Raw genomic sequence first — 17,616 nt, 5'->3', positions numbered from 1 at the left:
AAAAACCTCACAGTGATGGGATCAAGATCTTAGACGGGATCATGAATTCTCAATATTTGCGCAATACTTTCTCTATTAGCCAGAACGGCTTGGCTAGCAACCAGCTCCAAGAGGTATAAATCCGAAAAAACTTGATTCTGTAATCCGCGTGCTCCTGGTTGAGATTACGGATCTGCTCAAGTAATTCCACATTCCATTTTTTCCGATAAGCCGCGAAATCTGCCGCAACATTATCAATCAACTCGTAACGGCCATTATTTTCAACAGTCATTTCCAGGAAGATACGGTGCAGTTCGTGCGCCATTGATGGTAATGCCTCATCCTCATGCTTTAGCAATTCATCGGCCTTATGGTGGCGCAGATCGGGAGAGACAAAGTCATTAATGTTTTCTTTCGCTTCTTTTATGGATAGTGGAAAGACGAGATTTGCCTCCCGTTCTATTTTTGACAATACCTCGACAGGATTTTTTACAATCTGATCAAAGTCGACAAAGACCCTAGGCAACCCTCTCGAATGAAACTCGGCGGATAGCGAGTGGCTCAACCACAAAACCAGTGCTTTTTCTTTGGAAAACCCATCCCGTTTTTGTAAGGACGCGACCACCTCGAACGGATTCCTGTTCATGCAGATAAAAGTTGGCTGGGCCTGCCGGGCTTCAAGGATGGGAATCCATAAAGGCAGCAGCCGGCACATCCTCGGGTCCTTCAGCGCCCAGGCATAAGCGTCCGAAAAATCCCGTCTCACCAGTTTGTCCAATCGAGCAACGAACGGCTGAATCGCTTGATCCTTCCACCATCGGTCGCGCAGAGGCAACAAATCATCCCACTGCGAGCCCAGGTTCAATAGTAATTCATCATGTGTATCGACTATATCTTCATGTTCCCAGAATCCTTTTTCGTTAACACCTTTCTGGGGCGCATACAGGCGCTTCCCCATCTTGACGCCAACCTGGCTCAGCAACCCCGTCAGCAGCGAAGTGCCGCTACGATGCATGCCTAAAATGATCAATGCGTTGTTCTCTTTCACTCAAGTCCTCTGTTCATATACGCTTGTCCTTTGTCCGCACAGCATTTCATCCATATCACGCCTTATGCACATAACGGCGACCCTACCGAAACGGTTTAGCCTGAATCTGCCCCCCACAGCAAGCTTGCAAAAGAAGGTGAGGCTCAGGCACAAAAAATCCCTTTCAGTTATCCGCTTAAGTTGCCAACGATTGAAAAATGATCGGGTAACTAATGGATTCAGGTTTAAGCATTGTAGACCAACTGTCGATAGTCGCACCAAAGGGGAATCAAAGAGGATTTATCAAAGAGGCTGAAAGGGTCTAAAATCAGATTGTGTGAGCAGCAGCTTGCTGCCATAATTATTTCAGCTTTTCAATGGTAAACCTCGGTCCTTGTGTTCAATCTGAGAATGGAGGGATCAGGTCCCAAGGGTTCGTCAGAAGCACGGATAATTTTCAGAAACCTTCATGGCGAGAAGCTTCCGCATCAAGTAATTTCCCACCCGATATCGCCTTTGCTGCACCAGAATTTGGAGGCAGGAATTTATCAGTCGAAACATTTTCTCCATTATTTCAAGTCCAAGGGCGAGCCGATCGGTTGAATAAATCAAAGATTCCGATCCTTGAGCCGTTAATGAACGGGCGCAGCTATAATTCTGGACAGCCGGAAACGGAGAGTTGCAGGTTGACAACATGAATGACAATACAGTGTGGCATAGCGCCACGATAACCCGTGCTCTCCGTGAGCGGTTGAATGTGCACCATTCGGCGGTGCTGTGGTTCACCGGCCTTTCCGGTTCGGGTAAATCTACATTGGCTCATGCGGTGGAGGAAAAGCTATACCAGTTGGGTTGTCGCACTTTTGTCCTGGATGGTGATAATGTGCGACAGGGCTTATGTTCGGATCTCGGTTTTTCGGTACAGGATCGGTCCGAAAACATCCGCCGCATAGGCGAAGCGGCAAAACTGCTGGTCGAGTCCGGCGTGATCGCGATGACGGCTTTTATTTCGCCGTTTCGGGCTGACCGTCAAAGGGCACGTGGTATTTTTCCCCACGGCGATTTCATCGAGATTTTTTGTGAGGCCAGCCTGGAAGTGTGTGAGCAGCGTGATGTGAAAGGCCTCTACCATCGCGCGCGAACGGGCGAGGTAAAGGAATTTACAGGAATTTCATCGCCGTACGAGGCCCCGCTCAATCCGGAACTTGCAGTTAAAACGGGTGAATTGCCCCTTGAAGAGTGTGTCGCGCAGGTGATTGAATATCTGAAACAGCGGAATGTCTTCAGGGAGAACCTGGGCAGCAACGACGCAAATAGATTTCAAGCCGGACGAAGCAGAACCGTGAGCAGCACCACTGATTAACTATTGCTTTATGCAGGGTCGAATGTCATTGAGCCAGACCATTCTGGCGTGATTGACTCTCCGGAACAACCCCTTCTTTTCTTTGCCTCATAAAGAGATGCGAACAGTTCAAAGTCTTGTCATGCAAACATGAGAGACATTCTCGTCACCCTGATCGTTTTCGGTTTTCTGCCCACCATCTTCAAAAAGCCGCATAGGGGGGCATTGATGTGGGTGTGGATCAGCGTCATGAATCCCCATACTCAGGCGTGGGGATTTGCGACCACCTTTCCCTTCGCCGCTATCATTGGCGGTGTCACATTACTAACGCTTATAGCTACCAAGGAGCCAAAAAACCTTCCGATAACGTCGCTGACCTGGATTTTCATCGCTTTCGTGTTGTGGATGAACGTGAGCACTGTATTTTCTATTTATCCCGAGCTTGTGTATGACCAGTGGAGCAAGGTGATGAAGATCATGCTGATGACCTTTGTCGTCATCATGCTGATCAGGACAAAAGACCATATAAATTGGCTTATCTGGATAATCGTGATCTCGCTTGGCTATTATGGCGTAAAGGGCGGTATCTTCACGGTAGTAGGCGGTGGGGTGGACATGGTCCTGGGACCGGAAGGCACCTTTATCGGGGGGAATAACGAAATCGCCTTGGCGCTTATCATGACTATTCCCCTGATGCACTATCTGCAGACGATTTCCCCCAAGCTATGGGTGCGTTATAGCCTCACAGCGGCCATGATGCTTTGCGCGCTTGCCGCGCTCGGTTCGTATTCGCGGGGGGCGTTGCTGGCGATTGCAGCGATGGTTGCTTTTCTATGGCTTAAAAGCCGGCATAAAGCCCGGATGGGCGCGTTGTTTATGCTCGCTATTCCGCCAGCGCTCGCCTTCATGCCCGCTCAGTGGACCGAAAGGATGGATTCCATTAGCGATTACGAGGAGGACGGCTCCGTCCAGGGCCGTTTCAATGCCTGGTGGATGGCATACAATCTGGCCAAGGACCACCCGTTGACCGGCGGCGGTTTCGAAGTCATTACGCCTGCACTATTCTGGGCTTATGCGCCTAATCCCACGGACATACATGCCGCCCACAGCATTTATTTCCAAGCCCTCGGCGAGCATGGTTTTGTCGGCCTGGGGCTATACCTGCTGCTGGGGTTATATACGTGGCAAACGGGTTCATGGATCATTCGCAATACAAAAAAACTCGAGGAATACAAGTGGGCCTCAAGCCTGGCAACGATGATTCAGGTGTCAATTATCGGCTTTGCGGTAGGTGGGACATTTCTTAGCCTGCTCTATTACGATGTGCCGTATTACCTTATGGGCACCATGATAATCACGCGTGTTCTGGTAGAAAAAGAACTTAAGCAGAGAGCGTTGTCGCTGGCCGGCAAGAAAGGTAAAGGCTCGCCACGACACCTGGGTACTTTGGAGCCATCTCCCCCGCAACCCATTACCCGGGACTCAAGCTAGGATATGTATATCGGTAAGGATGTTCTCCTGTAAATTCCATAGCATCAGCATTCCGGAATTTCGCCCATGCCGGCGCATGAATCTGATTACGCTGCAAATCACCCGAACCCTATGCAACCTCGAATCCTAATGCCGAGCCGCGCGCTCCTGCACCTGTTTTCTCCCGGCGGCGCGCGCAATCGTTTGTCGATACTGATCTATCATCGCGTATTGCCTCGGCGGGACCCGTTATTTCCGGAAGAGGGTCATGCGGAAGACTTTGACCGGCACATGGAACAGCTTGCGGGTTGCTTCAGGATAATACCGCTCTCGGATGCAATACAAGGCCTGCGCCGTGGGAAGTTGCCGCCGCGCGCCGCCTCCATCACCTTTGACGACGGCTACGCCGATAATGCGGAAGTCGCCTTGCCGATTTTGAAAAAACATGGCATTTCGGCTACTTTTTTTGTGGCGGCCAGTTTCCTCGATGGCGGGAGGATGTGGAACGACACAGTCATCGAATTGATCCGCCATGCAATCACAGGTATAATCGATCTCCGCAGTCTGGGGTTGGGGCAATTCGAGATTGAGACTATTTCCCAGCGTCGTCAAGCCATCGAGTATCTGTTAGGTGAGCTCAAGTACTTGCCTCTCGAGATGAGGCAATCGAAAGTAGAGGGGATGGGCGGGCTCATTTCCGTCACCCCGGGTTCCAGCAGCAATCTCATGATGACCTCGGATCAAGTCAGGGCTCTGCACGAGGCAGGGATGGAAATTGGCGGACATACCGCTAGCCATCCCATTCTTGCAAAAATGGAAAATAGCGCAGCTTGTGCCGACATCGCCCATGGCAAGGAAATACTTGAGGGCATTATTCGCGCGCCGGTACGGCTTTTCGCTTATCCAAACGGAAAACCGGGACAAGACTATTTGCCAGACCACGTCAGGATGGTTAGGGACCTGGGCTTCGATGCGGCGGTTTCAACTGCTCATGGCGCAGCAAGGATGGACAGTGATTTATATCAGCTCCCGCGGTTTACCCCATGGGATCGGGGGCCGGTACGTTTAACCCTTCGGATGGTTCAAAATATGCTCAGGACCGTGGAAACGGTTTAGCAGCATCCACATAAGCTCATCTGCATTTCATATCCCGAGTTCGGGATTGCCTCATTAACCCTTCTTTCCCGGAAAGAATCAGGCTTGGCAGCAGGAAGCCATCTTCAGAAAACGAGTCTGATAAGCAATCTGTTCCAGAACTTGGCCAATAAATTTAACGGTACCCTCATTACTTATGGAAAGACCAATTACAGGATTTGACCTGGACAGCGAAGGCGACCCGAGAGCGCTCCTCAGTTGCGGCCATGCGCAGCATGTACGGCATAATCCGCCCTTTATCAATCGCCCGTGGGTTATTACCGAGGAAGGCCGTAATGAAATGATAGGAAAAATGCTCAATTGCGTTCGGTGCGATAAGTTCGAGATGCCGGATGGCTTTATTCCGTACAAGCGGACGCCTGTGTTTACGGAGGAATCGGTTCCCGCTGCGTTGAGGAAGGACCACTCCACGAAAGCCGGTGTATGGGCAAAAATAACGGTTCTGGAAGGAAAGCTCCGATATCGCGTAGCCGCTCTGAACGCAGACACCGAGGTGTCTGCTGACAACCTCGGAATCGTTGTGCCGGAGGTTCCGCATCACGTGGAACTTCAAGGCGCTGCGCGTTTCTTTGTCGAATTTTACCGCGCACCGGACCAAAATATGTAATATCCGGGTGTTACTGCTCATAAAGCCATCCGCAACCGACGGAGAACGAAATCCCGGCGCCCTATACCTTCTTGTAGCTGCTTTATGGCTAAAGCGTATGACTGGCGCAGTTCTACCCCCCAAATGCCGCTCGTATTACCTACTCCAAGGGTGGTTTTAATTGACTGTCGCGCTCAAGAAGTTTAGAATCCGCGTGTTTTGAAATCAGCCAACGTCGGGTTCCGCAATCCGGCAGGGGCTAAAAAACCCGAAGAGGGCGCCGGCCGGGAACGAAAATCAGGTCTTCCGAAACAGAATGGTAATTCGCCTGGCTTCACGCTAGTCAGTTGCCTCTGACAGACACCAGAAAACAATGCCTTTGATACGAAACAAGCCAGTGCGCATTGTCATGCGCTGGCAACTGATCGTCACTATGGCGATGGTGGTGGGTCTTGGCCTGTTGTGGGGATTTCATGGCGCCGCTTCCGCATTACTGGGGGGTGCGGTCAGCCTGGTTTCCGCAGCGGCTTTTTCGGCAATCATTTCACGGTACAGCGGCTCTACCGCAACGAGCGTCTTGATAACGGCGCTAAAAGCGGAGGCGGTGAAAGTTGTCGTCATGATTGTCCTGCTTTGGCTGGTGCTGACGCTTTACAAGGATGTTGTCGCGGCCGGGTTTATCGGAACATTCGCACTGACGGTCCTGATTTTCGCAATGGCGTTATTTGTAAGGGACGACGCAAAGGTTGCCCGAATTAAATAGTTTGAATAGGCAAAAAATGGCATCGGATAAGGAACTCACCCCAACCTCATACATGGATCACCATCTGACGAACCTGACCAGTTCGGTAGGTGAAGGCTCGTTCTGGACGTTGCATGTGGACACCCTCGTGATGTCGTCGCTGATCGGTATCATCAGCTTCGGCTTCCTGTGGTGGGTGGTGCGCGGCGCGACCTCCGGCGTTCCCGGAAAACGCCAGGCATTTGTCGAGCTGGCCATCGAGTTTGTTGATAACCAGGTCAAGAGCACTTTCCATGGCGACCGGCACGCTTTTGTCGCGCCTGCGGCGCTAACGGTGTTTGTCTGGGTGTTCATGATGAGCGCACTGGACTTTTTGCCGATTGATATCATGGCTTCGGTCTATGAACTATTGGGGCTGCACAACTGGCGCAGTGTTCCGACCGCCGATGTGAATACCACATTTGCGCTGGCGCTTTCCGTATGGCTGCTGATGATTTTTTTCAATATAAAGGTCAAGGGGTTGGGCGGCTGGATACATGAGCTGGTTTGCACTCCCTTCGGCAAGAATCCCTTACTGTGGCCGGTCAACCTGCTGTTCAATCTGGTTGAATACGTTTCCAAGCCGCTTTCCCATTCCCTGCGTCTTTACGGAAATATTTACGCCGGGGAAATTATTTTTCTGCTGCTCGGCATGTGGGCTGCCACCGGTTTGGCCGGTACGCTATTCGGCACGGTGCTTGGTGCGGGATGGGCCATTTTCCATATTTTGATCGTTACGCTCCAAGCGTTTATTTTCATGATGCTGACGGTCGTTTATCTTTCCATGGCGCACGAATCCCACTGATTCAGCTTCACCCCGCTTTCCAGATTACTATTTACTACCACGAAGAGAGGAAAATCGAGATGGACAATTTGCAATACTTGGCGATGATTCAGGCCTATACAGGCATTGGTATCGGTCTGATGATCGGCCTTGGCGCAGCCGGCGCCTGTATCGGTATCGGTATCATGTGCAGTAGCTTCCTTGAAGGCGCTGCGCGTCAGCCCGAAATGATTCCGACACTGCAAGGCAAAGTGTTCCTGTTACTCGGGTTGATCGATGCCTCGTTTATTATCGGTGTTGGTCTGGCCATGCTTTTTGCGTTCGGTAATCCATTGCTGGCCGTCATCAAATAATAATGCCCCTTCCCGGTACCATTATCAGAGACTAGCCATGAATATCAACTTGACGCTTCTTTCCCAGGCAATGGCCTTCGCCATTTTTATCTGGTTTACAGTTAAATTTGTCTGGCCGCCGTTGATGCGCGCTATCGAAAACCGGCAGAAAACGATTGCGGATGGGTTGGCTGCAGGCGAGCGAGGTAAAAGCGAACTTGAATTGGCCAGCCATCGTTCCGCTGATGTCGTTAGGGACGCCAAGCAGCGAGCAGCCGAAATTATTGCTCAGGCGGAGAAACGCGCTTCCGAGATTGTCGAGGAAGCAAAGTCGGCGGCGAAAGATGAGGGCGGCCGCATCCTTACCGGCGCCAAGGCCGAGGTCGAGCAGGAAGTATTTCGTGCAAGGGAAACGTTGCGGCAGAACGTGGCGGACCTGGCCTTGGCCGGCGCCGCAAAAATTTTGCGCCGCGAAGTAGATGCCAAAACGCACGCGGATTTGCTCGCATCCATCAAAGCGGAGCTCTAGGCGATGGCCGAAACGCGCACGATCGCACGGCCTTATGCTGAAGCCGTTTTCAAGTTGGCAAAAACCAGCGGCACACTTCCCGCCTGGTCGGAAATGTTGCAGCTTCTAGCGGCAATAGCGACGGATGAGCGAATTCAGGCGCTTGTCGGTAATCCTAAAGTCCCGCCTAAACGGTTGGGCGAGTTGCTTCTCGGCATATGTGACGACCAACTCACCGATGAAGGCCGCAATTTTGTTTTACTGCTTGCGGAAAACAGCAGGGTAGAAGTATTGCCCGAGGTGAGCGAGATGTTCGAACAACTCAAGACCCGCCACGATGGGGTATTGGACGCAAAAGTGACTTCCGCGTTTGCCATGAGCGATGCTCAATTGAAAGATCTGGTGGCCGACCTCGAGGCCAGGTTCAAGCGCAAGATAGAAGCCAAAGTAAGCATCGATCCGGAATTGATAGGCGGGGTGAAAGTTGAAGTCGGCGACGAGGTGCTTGACGCTTCCGTACGAGCTAAACTGGAAGCCATGGCTGTTGCACTTAAAAGCTAGGAGCTATTTGAAATGCAGTTAAATCCATCCGAAATCAGTGAGCTGATTAGAAGCAGAATTGAAGGGCTCCCCGCTTCTGCGGAAGTCCGCACTCAGGGAACCGTTGTGTCGGTGACCGACGGGATCGTGCGTGTCCACGGTCTCGCGGACGTGATGCAGGGCGAAATGCTGGAATTTCCCGGCAATACCTTCGGTCTCGCCCTCAACCTTGAGCGCGACTCCGTTGGCGCGGTAATCATGGGCGAATACGAGCATATCACCGAAGGCGATATCGTCAAATGTACCGGCCGTATTCTTGAGGTCCCGGTGGGTGAGGAGCTGATAGGCCGGGTAGTGAACGCGTTGGGGCAGCCGATCGACGGTAAAGGTCCGATAAACACGAAACGTTCTGAGCCGATTGAAAAAATAGCGCCCGGTGTTATCTGGCGTCAATCGGTGAATCAACCCGTGCAGACAGGGCTTAAATCCATTGACGCCATGGTTCCCGTTGGGCGGGGACAGCGTGAATTGATCATCGGTGACCGCCAGACAGGCAAGACCGCGGTGGCGATAGACGCAATCATAAATCAGAAGGGCGAGAATATGACTTGCATCTACGTTGCGATCGGACAGAAGGCCTCGTCCATCAACAACGTCGTTCGCAAGCTGGAAGAACACGGCGCAATGGAATACACGATTGTGGTGGCGGCCACCGCGTCGGAGTCGGCAGCGATGCAATTTATTGCGCCTTACTCGGGTTGCACCATGGGCGAGTATTTCCGCGACTCGGGTAGAGACGCACTCATCATTTATGACGATCTGACGAAGCAGGCATGGGCCTATCGCCAGATATCGCTACTGCTGCGGCGCCCGCCTGGACGCGAAGCTTATCCCGGCGACGTGTTTTATCTGCACTCGCGCCTGCTGGAACGCGCAGCGCGGGTAAGCGCGGCCTGGGTGGAAAAAGCAACCAATGGCGAGGTCAAAGGGAAGACCGGTTCACTTACGGCACTTCCGGTGATCGAGACTCAGGCGGGCGACGTAACCGCTTTCGTTCCCACTAACGTTATTTCGATTACAGATGGTCAGATTTTTCTGGAAACCGATTTGTTCAATGCGGGTATTCGCCCTGCTATCAATGCCGGCGTTTCAGTGTCGCGCGTCGGCGGTGCTGCGCAGACAAAAGTTATCAAGAAGCTGGGCGGCGGCGTGCGTCTCGCGCTGGCGCAGTATCGCGAACTCGCGGCATTTGCGCAATTCGCGTCCGATCTCGATGAGGCCACTCGCAAGCAATTGGAACGGGGCAAGATGGTGACCGAATTGATGAAGCAGCCACAATACGCCACCTTGAGCGTATCCGAGATGGCGCTCACCCTGTTCGCTGTCAACAAGGGATATCTGGACGATGTTGAAGTCAAGCGTGCCCTTGCGTTCGAGTCGGCGCTGAAAGGCTTTATACGCAGCAAGTATGGCGCCATCATGGACAAGATAGAAACCACCAAGGATATGAACGCAGAGACCGAGAAGGCGCTCGACGCCGCGATTCAGGATTTCAAGAAGAACGGAACATACTAACCCATGGCCGGCAGCAGAGAAATACGCAACAAGATCAAAAGCGTAAAGAACACGCAGAAGATCACGCGCGCCATGGAAATGGTAGCGGCCTCCAAAATGCGCAAGGCGCAGGAGCGCATGAAAAAGGCGCGTCCATATGGCGAGAAAATCCGTAACGTAGCCGCGCACATGAGTCGGGCCTATACCGAGTATCGCCACCCGTTTCTGATAGACCGTGATACGGTGAAACGGATCGGTATCGTCGTCGTTACTTCCGACAAGGGATTATGCGGCGGACTCAACACGAACGTGTTGCGCATGGCGATAGGTAAGATGAAAGCGTGGGAAGCGGAAGGCGAGCAGATTGAAGCATGCTGCATCGGCAACAAGGGTTTTGGATTCATGAACCGGCTCGGTGCCAATGTCATTTCGCATGTCGTAGGCCTGGGCGATGCGCCCGATCTCGAGAAACTAATCGGTGCGATAAAAGTCCTGCTGGATGGCTATACCCAGGATCGCTTCGACCGCGTGTATATTTTTTATACGCGCTTCATCAATACGATGAAGCAGGAGCCGGTGATGGAACAATTGCTTCCACTTTCCGACGAGCAGCTCAAAACGGGCGATGGTCCGACGGGACAGCGGGGCGTATGGGATTACATTTACGAACCTGAAGCCAAGCCTGTTATCGACGACGTAATGGTGCGGTATGTCGAGGCCCTTATTTATCAGGCGTTGACGGAAAACATGGCATCCGAGCAGTCCGCACGAATGGTGGCGATGAAGGCGGCGTCGGACAATGCCGGCAATGTCATAAACGAATTGACGCTGATTTACAACAAATCGCGCCAGGCCGCTATCACCAAGGAATTGTCGGAAATCGTCGGTGGGGCGGCAGCGGTTTAATATTTTGATATAGCATTTTAGGGAACAACATGAACCAGGGAAAAATTGTTCAGTGTATCGGGGCGGTGGTTGACGTCGAGTTTGCGCGCGAAGAAATGCCCAGAGTATATGACGCGCTTGTGCTTGAGGGAACAGAGTTGACGCTTGAAGTGCAGCAGCAGTTGGGAGATGGCGTGGTGCGCACGATTGCGCTGGGATCTTCGGATGGGCTGCGCCGTGGCATGATGGTTACGAATACCGGCGAACAGATCAAGGTTCCCGTCGGCACCAAGACCCTGGGCCGGATCATGGACGTTCTTGGCAGGCCTATAGACGAGATGGGCGATATCGGCGCCGAAAAAACCATGTCGATTCACCGGAAGGCGCCCGCATTCGACGAGCTTTCCGCCTCTACGGAATTGTTGGAAACCGGCATCAAGGTTATCGATCTGGTCTGCCCGTTCGCCAAAGGCGGAAAAGTAGGGCTGTTTGGTGGCGCGGGGGTGGGCAAGACCGTCAACATGATGGAATTGATCCGTAACATCGCCATCGAGCACAGCGGTTTTTCGGTATTCGCGGGTGTCGGCGAACGGACTCGCGAAGGCAACGATTTTTACCATGAAATGAAAGACTCGAATGTGCTGGATAAGGTAGCGCTGGTTTACGGCCAAATGAATGAGCCACCCGGCAACCGGCTGCGGGTGGCCCTGACGGGCCTGACCATGGCAGAATATTTCCGTGATGAAGGGCGGGACGTGCTGCTTTTTGTGGACAATATCTACCGTTTCACCCTGGCGGGGACTGAAGTATCGGCTTTGCTGGGCCGGATGCCCTCCGCAGTGGGTTACCAGCCGACGCTGGCCGAGGAAATGGGTCGGCTTCAGGAGCGTATCACATCCACCAAATCCGGCTCCATCACATCGATCCAGGCTGTATATGTTCCAGCGGACGATTTGACCGATCCCTCGCCTGCAACAACATTCGGTCACCTGGATGCAACCGTAGTGCTATCGCGCGACATCGCGTCGCTGGGCATTTATCCAGCAGTGGATCCGCTCGATTCCACATCGCGGCAGCTTGATCCGCTCGTGGTTGGCGAAGAGCACTATAATACCGCGCGCGACGTGCAGCAAACCCTGCAGCGCTACAAGGAGTTGCGCGACATTATCGCCATTCTTGGAATGGATGAGCTTTCTCCCGAAGACAAACTGGCTGTGGCCAGGGCGCGCAAGATTCAGCGTTTTCTTTCGCAGCCGTTTAACGTGGCCGAGGTATTTACCGGCTCACCCGGAAAATATGTATCGCTGAAGGAAACCATCAAAGGTTTCAAAGGCATTGTTGCCGGCGAATATGATCACCTGCCGGAACAGGCGTTTTACATGGTTGGCGGAATAGACGAAGCAGTCGAAAAAGCCAAGACGTTACAATAGAAAAGATATGCATGAATCCGGTCTTCTCTTTATGAACAATAACGAGAGAAGCCAATCAATGCTGAATGGAAGCTAAAATGGGTGTGTTTCACGTTGATATTGTCAGTGCCGAGGAATCGATATACTCCGGCCCTGCTGAGTTCCTGGTAGCGCCGGCAGAGGCGGGGGAAGTGGGGATTTATCCGCAACATACACCGATGCTAACAAGAATCAAGCCGGGGTCGGTACGCATCAAGGCGCCTCTGCAAGAAGAGGAACTGGTCTATGTTTCCGGCGGTATGCTCGAAGTTCAGCCGGACGTAGTAACCATTCTTGCCGACACGGCTGTGCGGGGCGCCGATCTCGATGAATTGAAGGCGATTGACGCCAAGAAACGGGCAGAGGAAGCCATGAGAGACCGGTCTTCCGCAATGGACTATGCGCGGGCACAGGCTGAGCTAGCCGAAGCAATCGCGCAATTGGCCACCATTCAGAGATTGCGAAAAGGCGGGCACTGATAACCGGGGCTCCAGACATAAAAAAAGGCGGCGACAACCGCCTTTTTTTATGTCTGAATAAGCCGCACGATGGCAAATAGCCCGCAAAACAAAACGCTTGTACAACGTCAAGCCTGTCAAGCGTAGCACCACGCTTAGCACCACGCCTGATGCTAAGGCAGGCTGTAGATGGATTCTGATCCCATGATGTGATAAATTAGCTTACCAAAGTTATCGGCACGACGTTGTCGCCTTTATCGTGCATATGTTGCCGAATATTATCGTCGCGCGGCAAGGCGTATAAATCAGATAGACGTCTGCTGTTCGCCAGAATTTCCTTTCGTTGACCGCACTTTCATTGACGTGTCTAAACTGAATATCGTAATTCTCGCTGCCGGACTCGGCAAGCGCATGAACTCGGCTTTGCCCAAGGTTTTGCATCCACTCGCAGGCAAGGCTCTGCTGGCACATGTGCTGGATACAGCTCGTGCGTTGTCGCCCCAAGGAATTTGTATTGTTTATGGTCATGGCGGCGAAGCCGTCCCGGACGCGATAAATGACAAAAGCCTCAGCTGGGCGCAGCAGGTGCCGCAACTTGGCACCGGTCACGCGGTGAAGCAGGCGCTGCCCCATCTGGATGAGCATGGTATGACACTCATCCTGTATGGCGATGTACCGCTTACCAGCATCGAAACGTTAAAAAGACTGATCTCGACCGCCGGAGAAAAAACCATTGGCTTGCTGACTGTGGAGTTAGCCGATCCCTGCGGTTACGGCAGAATCGTGCGCGATGGCGAAACATGCGAGGTCGTCGCCATTGTCGAAGAAAAAGACGCAACTGCGGCCCAGCGGCAAATCCGCGAAATCAACACCGGCATTATGGTGATTCCTAACCGGTATCTTCATGGCTGGCTGCACAAGCTGGAAAACAAAAACGCGCAAAAGGAATATTACCTTACCGACATTATTGCGATGGCAGTCAAGGACGGCGTCAGAATAAAGGTCGCTCAACCGGCCCATGCCTGGGAAACAGTTGGCGTCAACAGCAAGGCACAGCTCGCGGCGCTTGAACGGGTCTACCAGAACCAGTTTGCAGCAAAATTACTCGAGCAGGGTGTGACGCTGGCGGATCCCGCCCGTATCGATATTCGGGGCCAGCTCGTCTGTGGCAGGGATGTGGAAATAGACATCAACTGTATTTTCGAGGGCGACGTGCAGCTGGACGATGGCGTGAAAGTGGGCGCTCACTGTATCTTGAAGAATGTTAAGATCGCTGCCGGATCGGCAATCGCGCCATTCAGCCTGATCGAAGTGGCTGAAATCGGAAATAACTGCCGAGTTGGACCTTACGCACGTATCCGTCCCGGAACCAAGCTAGATCACGACGTCCATGTCGGTAATTTCGTCGAAGTCAAAAATAGCAGCATCGCCGCCGGCAGCAAGGCAAATCACCTGAGTTACATCGGCGATGCCGTAATCGGAAAGAACGTCAATATCGGTGCCGGCACGATTACGTGCAATTACGATGGTGCCAATAAATACCAGACGATCATCGAGGATGATGTTTTTGTTGGCTCCGATACTCAACTGATCGCACCGGTAACAGTAGCGCAAGGTTCCACCATCGGTGCCGGCTCAACCATCACCAAAAACACGATGCCGAATAAATTGACGCTGTCGCGAGCCAGGCAACTGAGTATCGAGGGCTGGCAGCGACCTGTTAAAAAACCGAAGAGTGAGAAATGAACACTGGAACTGGAACAGCGGAATTTTCCGGATTATATTTCATTGTCAAACCCTGTTTATCTCGCAAGTAACAGATATTTCTTCATTCCGGGCTCTACCTGGAATTTATCCAAGTCAACAGTGACGCGCGTAAGGTACTGCTTGTACATCATCGGATACTCGCTCTCTCCAGTATGACGTTTGTACTGTTTGTTCGCCAAACCTATAGAAGGATGCTATCAAATGTGTGGAATAGTCGGCGCAGTAGCAACAAGTAACATTGTTCCCACCCTGCTTGAAGGCTTGCGTCGCTTGGAATACCGGGGATACGATTCCGCCGGGATCGCGCTCAACAACGGCGGACTGCATAGACTGCGTACCACCGGCCGCGTTGCGGAATTGAGCAAACTTGCAGATAGCCAGAATTTTAGCGGCGAAACGGGTATCGCTCATACCCGCTGGGCTACCCACGGCGCTCCCTCCGAGCGCAACGCTCACCCGCATTTCGCAGGTAAAAAATCAAAAGAAGTCGCAGTCGTCCACAACGGCATCATCGAAAACCACGAACTGCTGCGCCAGCGCTTGGAGAATGACGGATTTATATTTACTTCGGACACGGACACCGAAGTGATCGCCCACCTTATTTCATTTCATCTGAACGAAACACCCGATCTATTTGAAGCAGTGTGCCGTGCCATAGCCGAATTGCAGGGAGCTTACGCAATCGCGGTCATGGAAGAGTCGCGCCCGGAACGCATAGTCGTCTGCCGCAACGGCGCGCCGTTATTGCTGGGGCTGGGCGATTCCGGCAACTATGCTGCCTCCGATGCTTCCGCACTGCTGCAGGTCACCCGGCGCATGATCTACCTCGAAGATGGCGATGTGGCCGAACTGCACCGCGACAGCTATCGCATTATCAATTGCCTGCATGATAATGTGTGCAAGGAAGTGACGCGTACTGTGCAAGAAAGTGAGCTCAGCAACGATGCGGTAGAGATGGGGCCTTATGCCCATTTCATGCAAAAGGAAATATTCGAACAACCCGGCGTGGTGGCCAATACCCTGGAGATGGTCCTCAACGCCCAATCCATTTCCCCAAGGTTGTTTGGCAGCGAAGCGGAGAATATTTTCAATAACACCGATAGCATCCTGATACTTGCGTGCGGCACCAGCTACCACGCTGGATTGGTAGCCCGTTACTGGCTTGAAACCGTAGCGGGAATTCCCTGCAATGTCGAGATCGCCAGTGAGTACCGCTACCGTAATCCCGCGGTCGGTCCGAATACCTTGGTGGTAGGAATTTCCCAATCGGGAGAAACAGCCGACACCCTGGCTGGCCTCATCTATGCGAAATCATTAGGGCACCGTTACAGCCTCGGCATCTGCAACGTGGCCGAAAGTGCCCTGGTGCGCCAGACCGACCTGCGCTTTCTCACCCGTGCAGGCCCCGAAATCGGCGTAGCCTCCACCAAGGCATTCACTACCCAGTTGGCGGCGCTGATGCTGTTCACCATGACATTAGCAAAAATGCGCGGTAAATTATCCGGTGAACGCGAGCGGGAGATGATCGCCGAGTTGCGGCATCTGCCCGTTGCGCTACAGAACGCGTTACAGGTCGAACCGCAGGTCAAGGCCTGGGCCGAAAGATTCGCGGAGAAAAGCCACGCATTGTTCCTTGGGCGCGGCATGCATTATCCCATCGCCATGGAAGGTGCCCTCAAGCTCAAGGAAATTTCATACATTCACGCCGAAGCCTACGCCGCCGGTGAACTAAAGCATGGCCCCCTCGCTTTGGTGGATAAGGATATGCCGGTAGTCGCCATCGCCCCCAACGACACGCTGCTGGAAAAACTCAAGTCCAACCTGCAGGAGGTCAGCGCACGCGGCGGTGAACTCTATGTTTTCGCCGATGCCGATTCCCGCATCCAGGAAAGCGAAGGTGTCCACGTTATCCGCTTAGCGGAACATGCTGGCTTGCTCAGTCCCATCCTCCACACAATCCCCCTGCAACTGCTTGCCTACCATGTAGCGCTGCAGAAAGGCACGGATGTTGATAAGCCGCGGAATTTGGCGAAGTCGGTGACGGTGGAGTGATTAGGTTTGTGATAGCTCGACTTGCGTTGGGATTGAATTATCTGCCCTGCAGGAAGTCCTCCTGATGAACCAGGACTTGACTTTGCGTCGGACCTTCGGAATTAAACCATTTTCCGAACACCGCTCTTCGTAGGTTAGCTTCTTGTTTTCGCGGTTGGCAATCCCAGTGCCAGGTCTATTTTCAGTTTTCTATTGAGACTTCCGACAAACTGATCACAGGTAAGAATATCCTACAGGCTGAAGATAATGAAGATAAGGCGCGATGAAACTATGCCAGCATAATCAATCCGTTCATCGCTCGATATATCGGCGTAGCATGCCTGTCACGCTGAGCAACATGATGGGTGTCACTATTGCGCCCAATATTTCGTATATTACACTGAAAGCACGCCACGGCCGCGCCTCATCGCGAGTAGCAATTGAGCATCTATCCTCCTGCTTGAGGTCCAGTCCTGGAACAAACACATCCAGCGCATACCATAAGGAATCGATTTCTTCGCCGCAACGTTGCCCGGGTAATGCTAACGTACCTGCCCCTAAATTCCGCACAAGCACAGGCTCATCAACATGGTAATTTGCAATATAGAAAGCACCTGTACCGACGACCAACCATAACATAAGGAACCACGACACGCTTTTCCCTGGAAACAACCCATAGTCGAACCATTTCTCCATTATGCATAGAAACGGACGAATCCACTGGTGATGGACAAATCGACGTTCGAGCGAGAGTTTCGCGAGTGTGATGCGCTTAGCAACCTCATACTTTCCCTCATTATGTAATGCGCGCGCCAGTTGTTCGTAAGGTTGCGGCTCATAGACACTCTCTCCCTGTGCCGACTTAGCGCGAATTGCGCCGAATTAAATGTAACCGAAAGGTATTCTGAGAAATAACGTTGCGCCATATTGAAGGTTACCGAAAAGGAGACCTTGATATGGTAAAGAGTG

17 protein-coding genes are annotated in these 17,616 nt (G+C 52.5%); 15 read left to right on the top strand and 2 right to left on the bottom strand.

All coding sequences use genetic code 11. The annotated features are described in order from the left end of the window. Positions 1 to 49 precede the first annotated feature (49 nt). On the bottom strand, positions 50 to 1,027 hold the full coding sequence (locus tag BLS94_RS13145) for a sulfotransferase family protein (RefSeq protein ID WP_090961821.1): 978 nt from the start codon (positions 1,025 to 1,027) through the stop codon (positions 50 to 52). A 673-nt stretch (positions 1,028 to 1,700) separates the two neighbouring features. On the opposite strand from BLS94_RS13145, the gene cysC reads away from it, so the two are divergent. The 15 genes from cysC to glmS all read left to right on the top strand — a co-directional run bounded on the left by cysC (position 1,701) and on the right by glmS (position 16,668). Then, a complete protein-coding gene (gene cysC / locus BLS94_RS13135; RefSeq protein WP_090961819.1) occupies positions 1,701 to 2,369 on the top strand; it encodes an adenylyl-sulfate kinase in 669 nt (222 codons plus the stop codon). Between the two features lie 129 nt (positions 2,370 to 2,498). Beyond that, positions 2,499 to 3,839: a putative O-glycosylation ligase, exosortase A system-associated gene (locus BLS94_RS13130; RefSeq protein WP_090961817.1), complete on the top strand. Its 1,341-nt coding sequence runs from the start codon at positions 2,499 to 2,501 to the stop codon at positions 3,837 to 3,839. A 129-nt stretch (positions 3,840 to 3,968) separates the two neighbouring features. Further along, entirely contained in the window at positions 3,969 to 4,934 is a 966-nt protein-coding gene (locus tag BLS94_RS13125) for a polysaccharide deacetylase family protein (protein ID WP_090961863.1), read from the top strand. Between the two features lie 175 nt (positions 4,935 to 5,109). Then, positions 5,110 to 5,580 carry a DUF3565 domain-containing protein gene (locus tag BLS94_RS13120; RefSeq protein WP_090961815.1) on the top strand — a complete coding sequence of 157 codons (471 nt, stop codon included), beginning with the start codon at positions 5,110 to 5,112 and terminating at the stop codon, positions 5,578 to 5,580. A gap of 352 nt (positions 5,581 to 5,932) precedes the next feature. Next, positions 5,933 to 6,322 (top strand): ATP synthase subunit I, encoded by a 390-nt coding sequence (locus tag BLS94_RS13115; protein ID WP_072767740.1) that lies wholly within the window; start codon positions 5,933 to 5,935, stop codon positions 6,320 to 6,322. A 16-nt stretch (positions 6,323 to 6,338) separates the two neighbouring features. Beyond that, complete coding sequence (gene atpB, locus BLS94_RS13110; RefSeq protein WP_072767741.1) at positions 6,339 to 7,145, top strand: F0F1 ATP synthase subunit A; 807 nt, start codon at positions 6,339 to 6,341, stop codon at positions 7,143 to 7,145. A 59-nt stretch (positions 7,146 to 7,204) separates the two neighbouring features. Next, positions 7,205 to 7,477 (top strand): F0F1 ATP synthase subunit C, encoded by a 273-nt coding sequence (gene atpE / locus BLS94_RS13105; RefSeq protein ID WP_004180856.1) that lies wholly within the window; start codon positions 7,205 to 7,207, stop codon positions 7,475 to 7,477. 37 nt (positions 7,478 to 7,514) lie between these two features. Further along, positions 7,515 to 7,985, top strand: a complete 471-nt coding sequence (locus tag BLS94_RS13100) for a F0F1 ATP synthase subunit B (RefSeq protein WP_072767742.1) — start codon at positions 7,515 to 7,517, stop codon at positions 7,983 to 7,985. Positions 7,986 to 7,988: 3 nt separating this feature from the next. Next, positions 7,989 to 8,525, top strand: a complete 537-nt coding sequence (locus tag BLS94_RS13095) for a F0F1 ATP synthase subunit delta (RefSeq protein WP_090961813.1) — start codon at positions 7,989 to 7,991, stop codon at positions 8,523 to 8,525. 12 nt (positions 8,526 to 8,537) lie between these two features. Further along, on the top strand, positions 8,538 to 10,079 hold the full coding sequence (atpA, locus tag BLS94_RS13090) for a F0F1 ATP synthase subunit alpha (protein ID WP_072767744.1): 1,542 nt from the start codon (positions 8,538 to 8,540) through the stop codon (positions 10,077 to 10,079). A 3-nt stretch (positions 10,080 to 10,082) separates the two neighbouring features. Then, the gene (gene atpG, locus BLS94_RS13085) at positions 10,083 to 10,964 is read left to right on the top strand and encodes a F0F1 ATP synthase subunit gamma (RefSeq protein ID WP_072767745.1); all 882 of its coding nucleotides are present in this window, start codon (positions 10,083 to 10,085) and stop codon (positions 10,962 to 10,964) included. A gap of 29 nt (positions 10,965 to 10,993) precedes the next feature. After that, entirely contained in the window at positions 10,994 to 12,373 is a 1,380-nt protein-coding gene (gene atpD, locus BLS94_RS13080) for a F0F1 ATP synthase subunit beta (protein WP_072767746.1), read from the top strand. Between the two features lie 77 nt (positions 12,374 to 12,450). Further along, on the top strand, positions 12,451 to 12,870 hold the full coding sequence (locus tag BLS94_RS13075; RefSeq protein ID WP_072767851.1) for a F0F1 ATP synthase subunit epsilon: 420 nt from the start codon (positions 12,451 to 12,453) through the stop codon (positions 12,868 to 12,870). Between the two features lie 342 nt (positions 12,871 to 13,212). Beyond that, on the top strand, positions 13,213 to 14,595 hold the full coding sequence (glmU, locus tag BLS94_RS13070) for a bifunctional UDP-N-acetylglucosamine diphosphorylase/glucosamine-1-phosphate N-acetyltransferase GlmU (protein ID WP_218124814.1): 1,383 nt from the start codon (positions 13,213 to 13,215) through the stop codon (positions 14,593 to 14,595). A gap of 222 nt (positions 14,596 to 14,817) precedes the next feature. Next, positions 14,818 to 16,668 carry a glutamine--fructose-6-phosphate transaminase (isomerizing) gene (glmS, locus tag BLS94_RS13065; protein WP_072767747.1) on the top strand — a complete coding sequence of 617 codons (1,851 nt, stop codon included), beginning with the start codon at positions 14,818 to 14,820 and terminating at the stop codon, positions 16,666 to 16,668. Positions 16,669 to 16,959: 291 nt separating this feature from the next. Here the strand turns inward: glmS and BLS94_RS13060 are convergent, their stop codons facing one another. After that, positions 16,960 to 17,301 carry a hypothetical protein gene (locus BLS94_RS13060; RefSeq protein WP_143021702.1) on the bottom strand — a complete coding sequence of 114 codons (342 nt, stop codon included), beginning with the start codon at positions 17,299 to 17,301 and terminating at the stop codon, positions 16,960 to 16,962. Between the last annotated feature and the right edge of the window lie 315 nt (positions 17,302 to 17,616).

Origin of the sequence: Nitrosospira sp. Nsp18, from assembly GCF_900103145.1 — a bacterium.
Lineage (GTDB): Bacteria > Pseudomonadota > Gammaproteobacteria > Burkholderiales > Nitrosomonadaceae > Nitrosospira.
The sequence above is the reverse complement of the archived record's forward strand: the minus strand, read 5'-3'. Positions and strand labels throughout refer to the sequence as shown.

Bases quoted from the DNA above. Each gene is read 5' to 3' on its own strand.
- cysC (WP_090961819.1), top strand. From the start codon at position 1,701: ATGAATGACAATACAGTGTGGCATAGCGCCACGATAACCCGTGCTCTC.
- BLS94_RS13130 (WP_090961817.1), top strand. From the start codon at position 2,499: ATGAGAGACATTCTCGTCACCCTGATCGTTTTCGGTTTTCTGCCCACC.
- BLS94_RS13125 (WP_090961863.1), top strand. From the start codon at position 3,969: ATGCCGAGCCGCGCGCTCCTGCACCTGTTTTCTCCCGGCGGCGCGCGC.
- BLS94_RS13120 (WP_090961815.1), top strand. From the start codon at position 5,110: ATGGAAAGACCAATTACAGGATTTGACCTGGACAGCGAAGGCGACCCG.
- BLS94_RS13115 (WP_072767740.1), top strand. From the start codon at position 5,933: ATGCCTTTGATACGAAACAAGCCAGTGCGCATTGTCATGCGCTGGCAA.
- atpB (WP_072767741.1), top strand. From the start codon at position 6,339: ATGGCATCGGATAAGGAACTCACCCCAACCTCATACATGGATCACCAT.
- atpE (WP_004180856.1), top strand. From the start codon at position 7,205: ATGGACAATTTGCAATACTTGGCGATGATTCAGGCCTATACAGGCATT.
- BLS94_RS13100 (WP_072767742.1), top strand. From the start codon at position 7,515: ATGAATATCAACTTGACGCTTCTTTCCCAGGCAATGGCCTTCGCCATT.
- BLS94_RS13095 (WP_090961813.1), top strand. From the start codon at position 7,989: ATGGCCGAAACGCGCACGATCGCACGGCCTTATGCTGAAGCCGTTTTC.
- atpA (WP_072767744.1), top strand. From the start codon at position 8,538: ATGCAGTTAAATCCATCCGAAATCAGTGAGCTGATTAGAAGCAGAATT.
- atpG (WP_072767745.1), top strand. From the start codon at position 10,083: ATGGCCGGCAGCAGAGAAATACGCAACAAGATCAAAAGCGTAAAGAAC.
- atpD (WP_072767746.1), top strand. From the start codon at position 10,994: ATGAACCAGGGAAAAATTGTTCAGTGTATCGGGGCGGTGGTTGACGTC.
- BLS94_RS13075 (WP_072767851.1), top strand. From the start codon at position 12,451: ATGGGTGTGTTTCACGTTGATATTGTCAGTGCCGAGGAATCGATATAC.
- glmS (WP_072767747.1), top strand. From the start codon at position 14,818: ATGTGTGGAATAGTCGGCGCAGTAGCAACAAGTAACATTGTTCCCACC.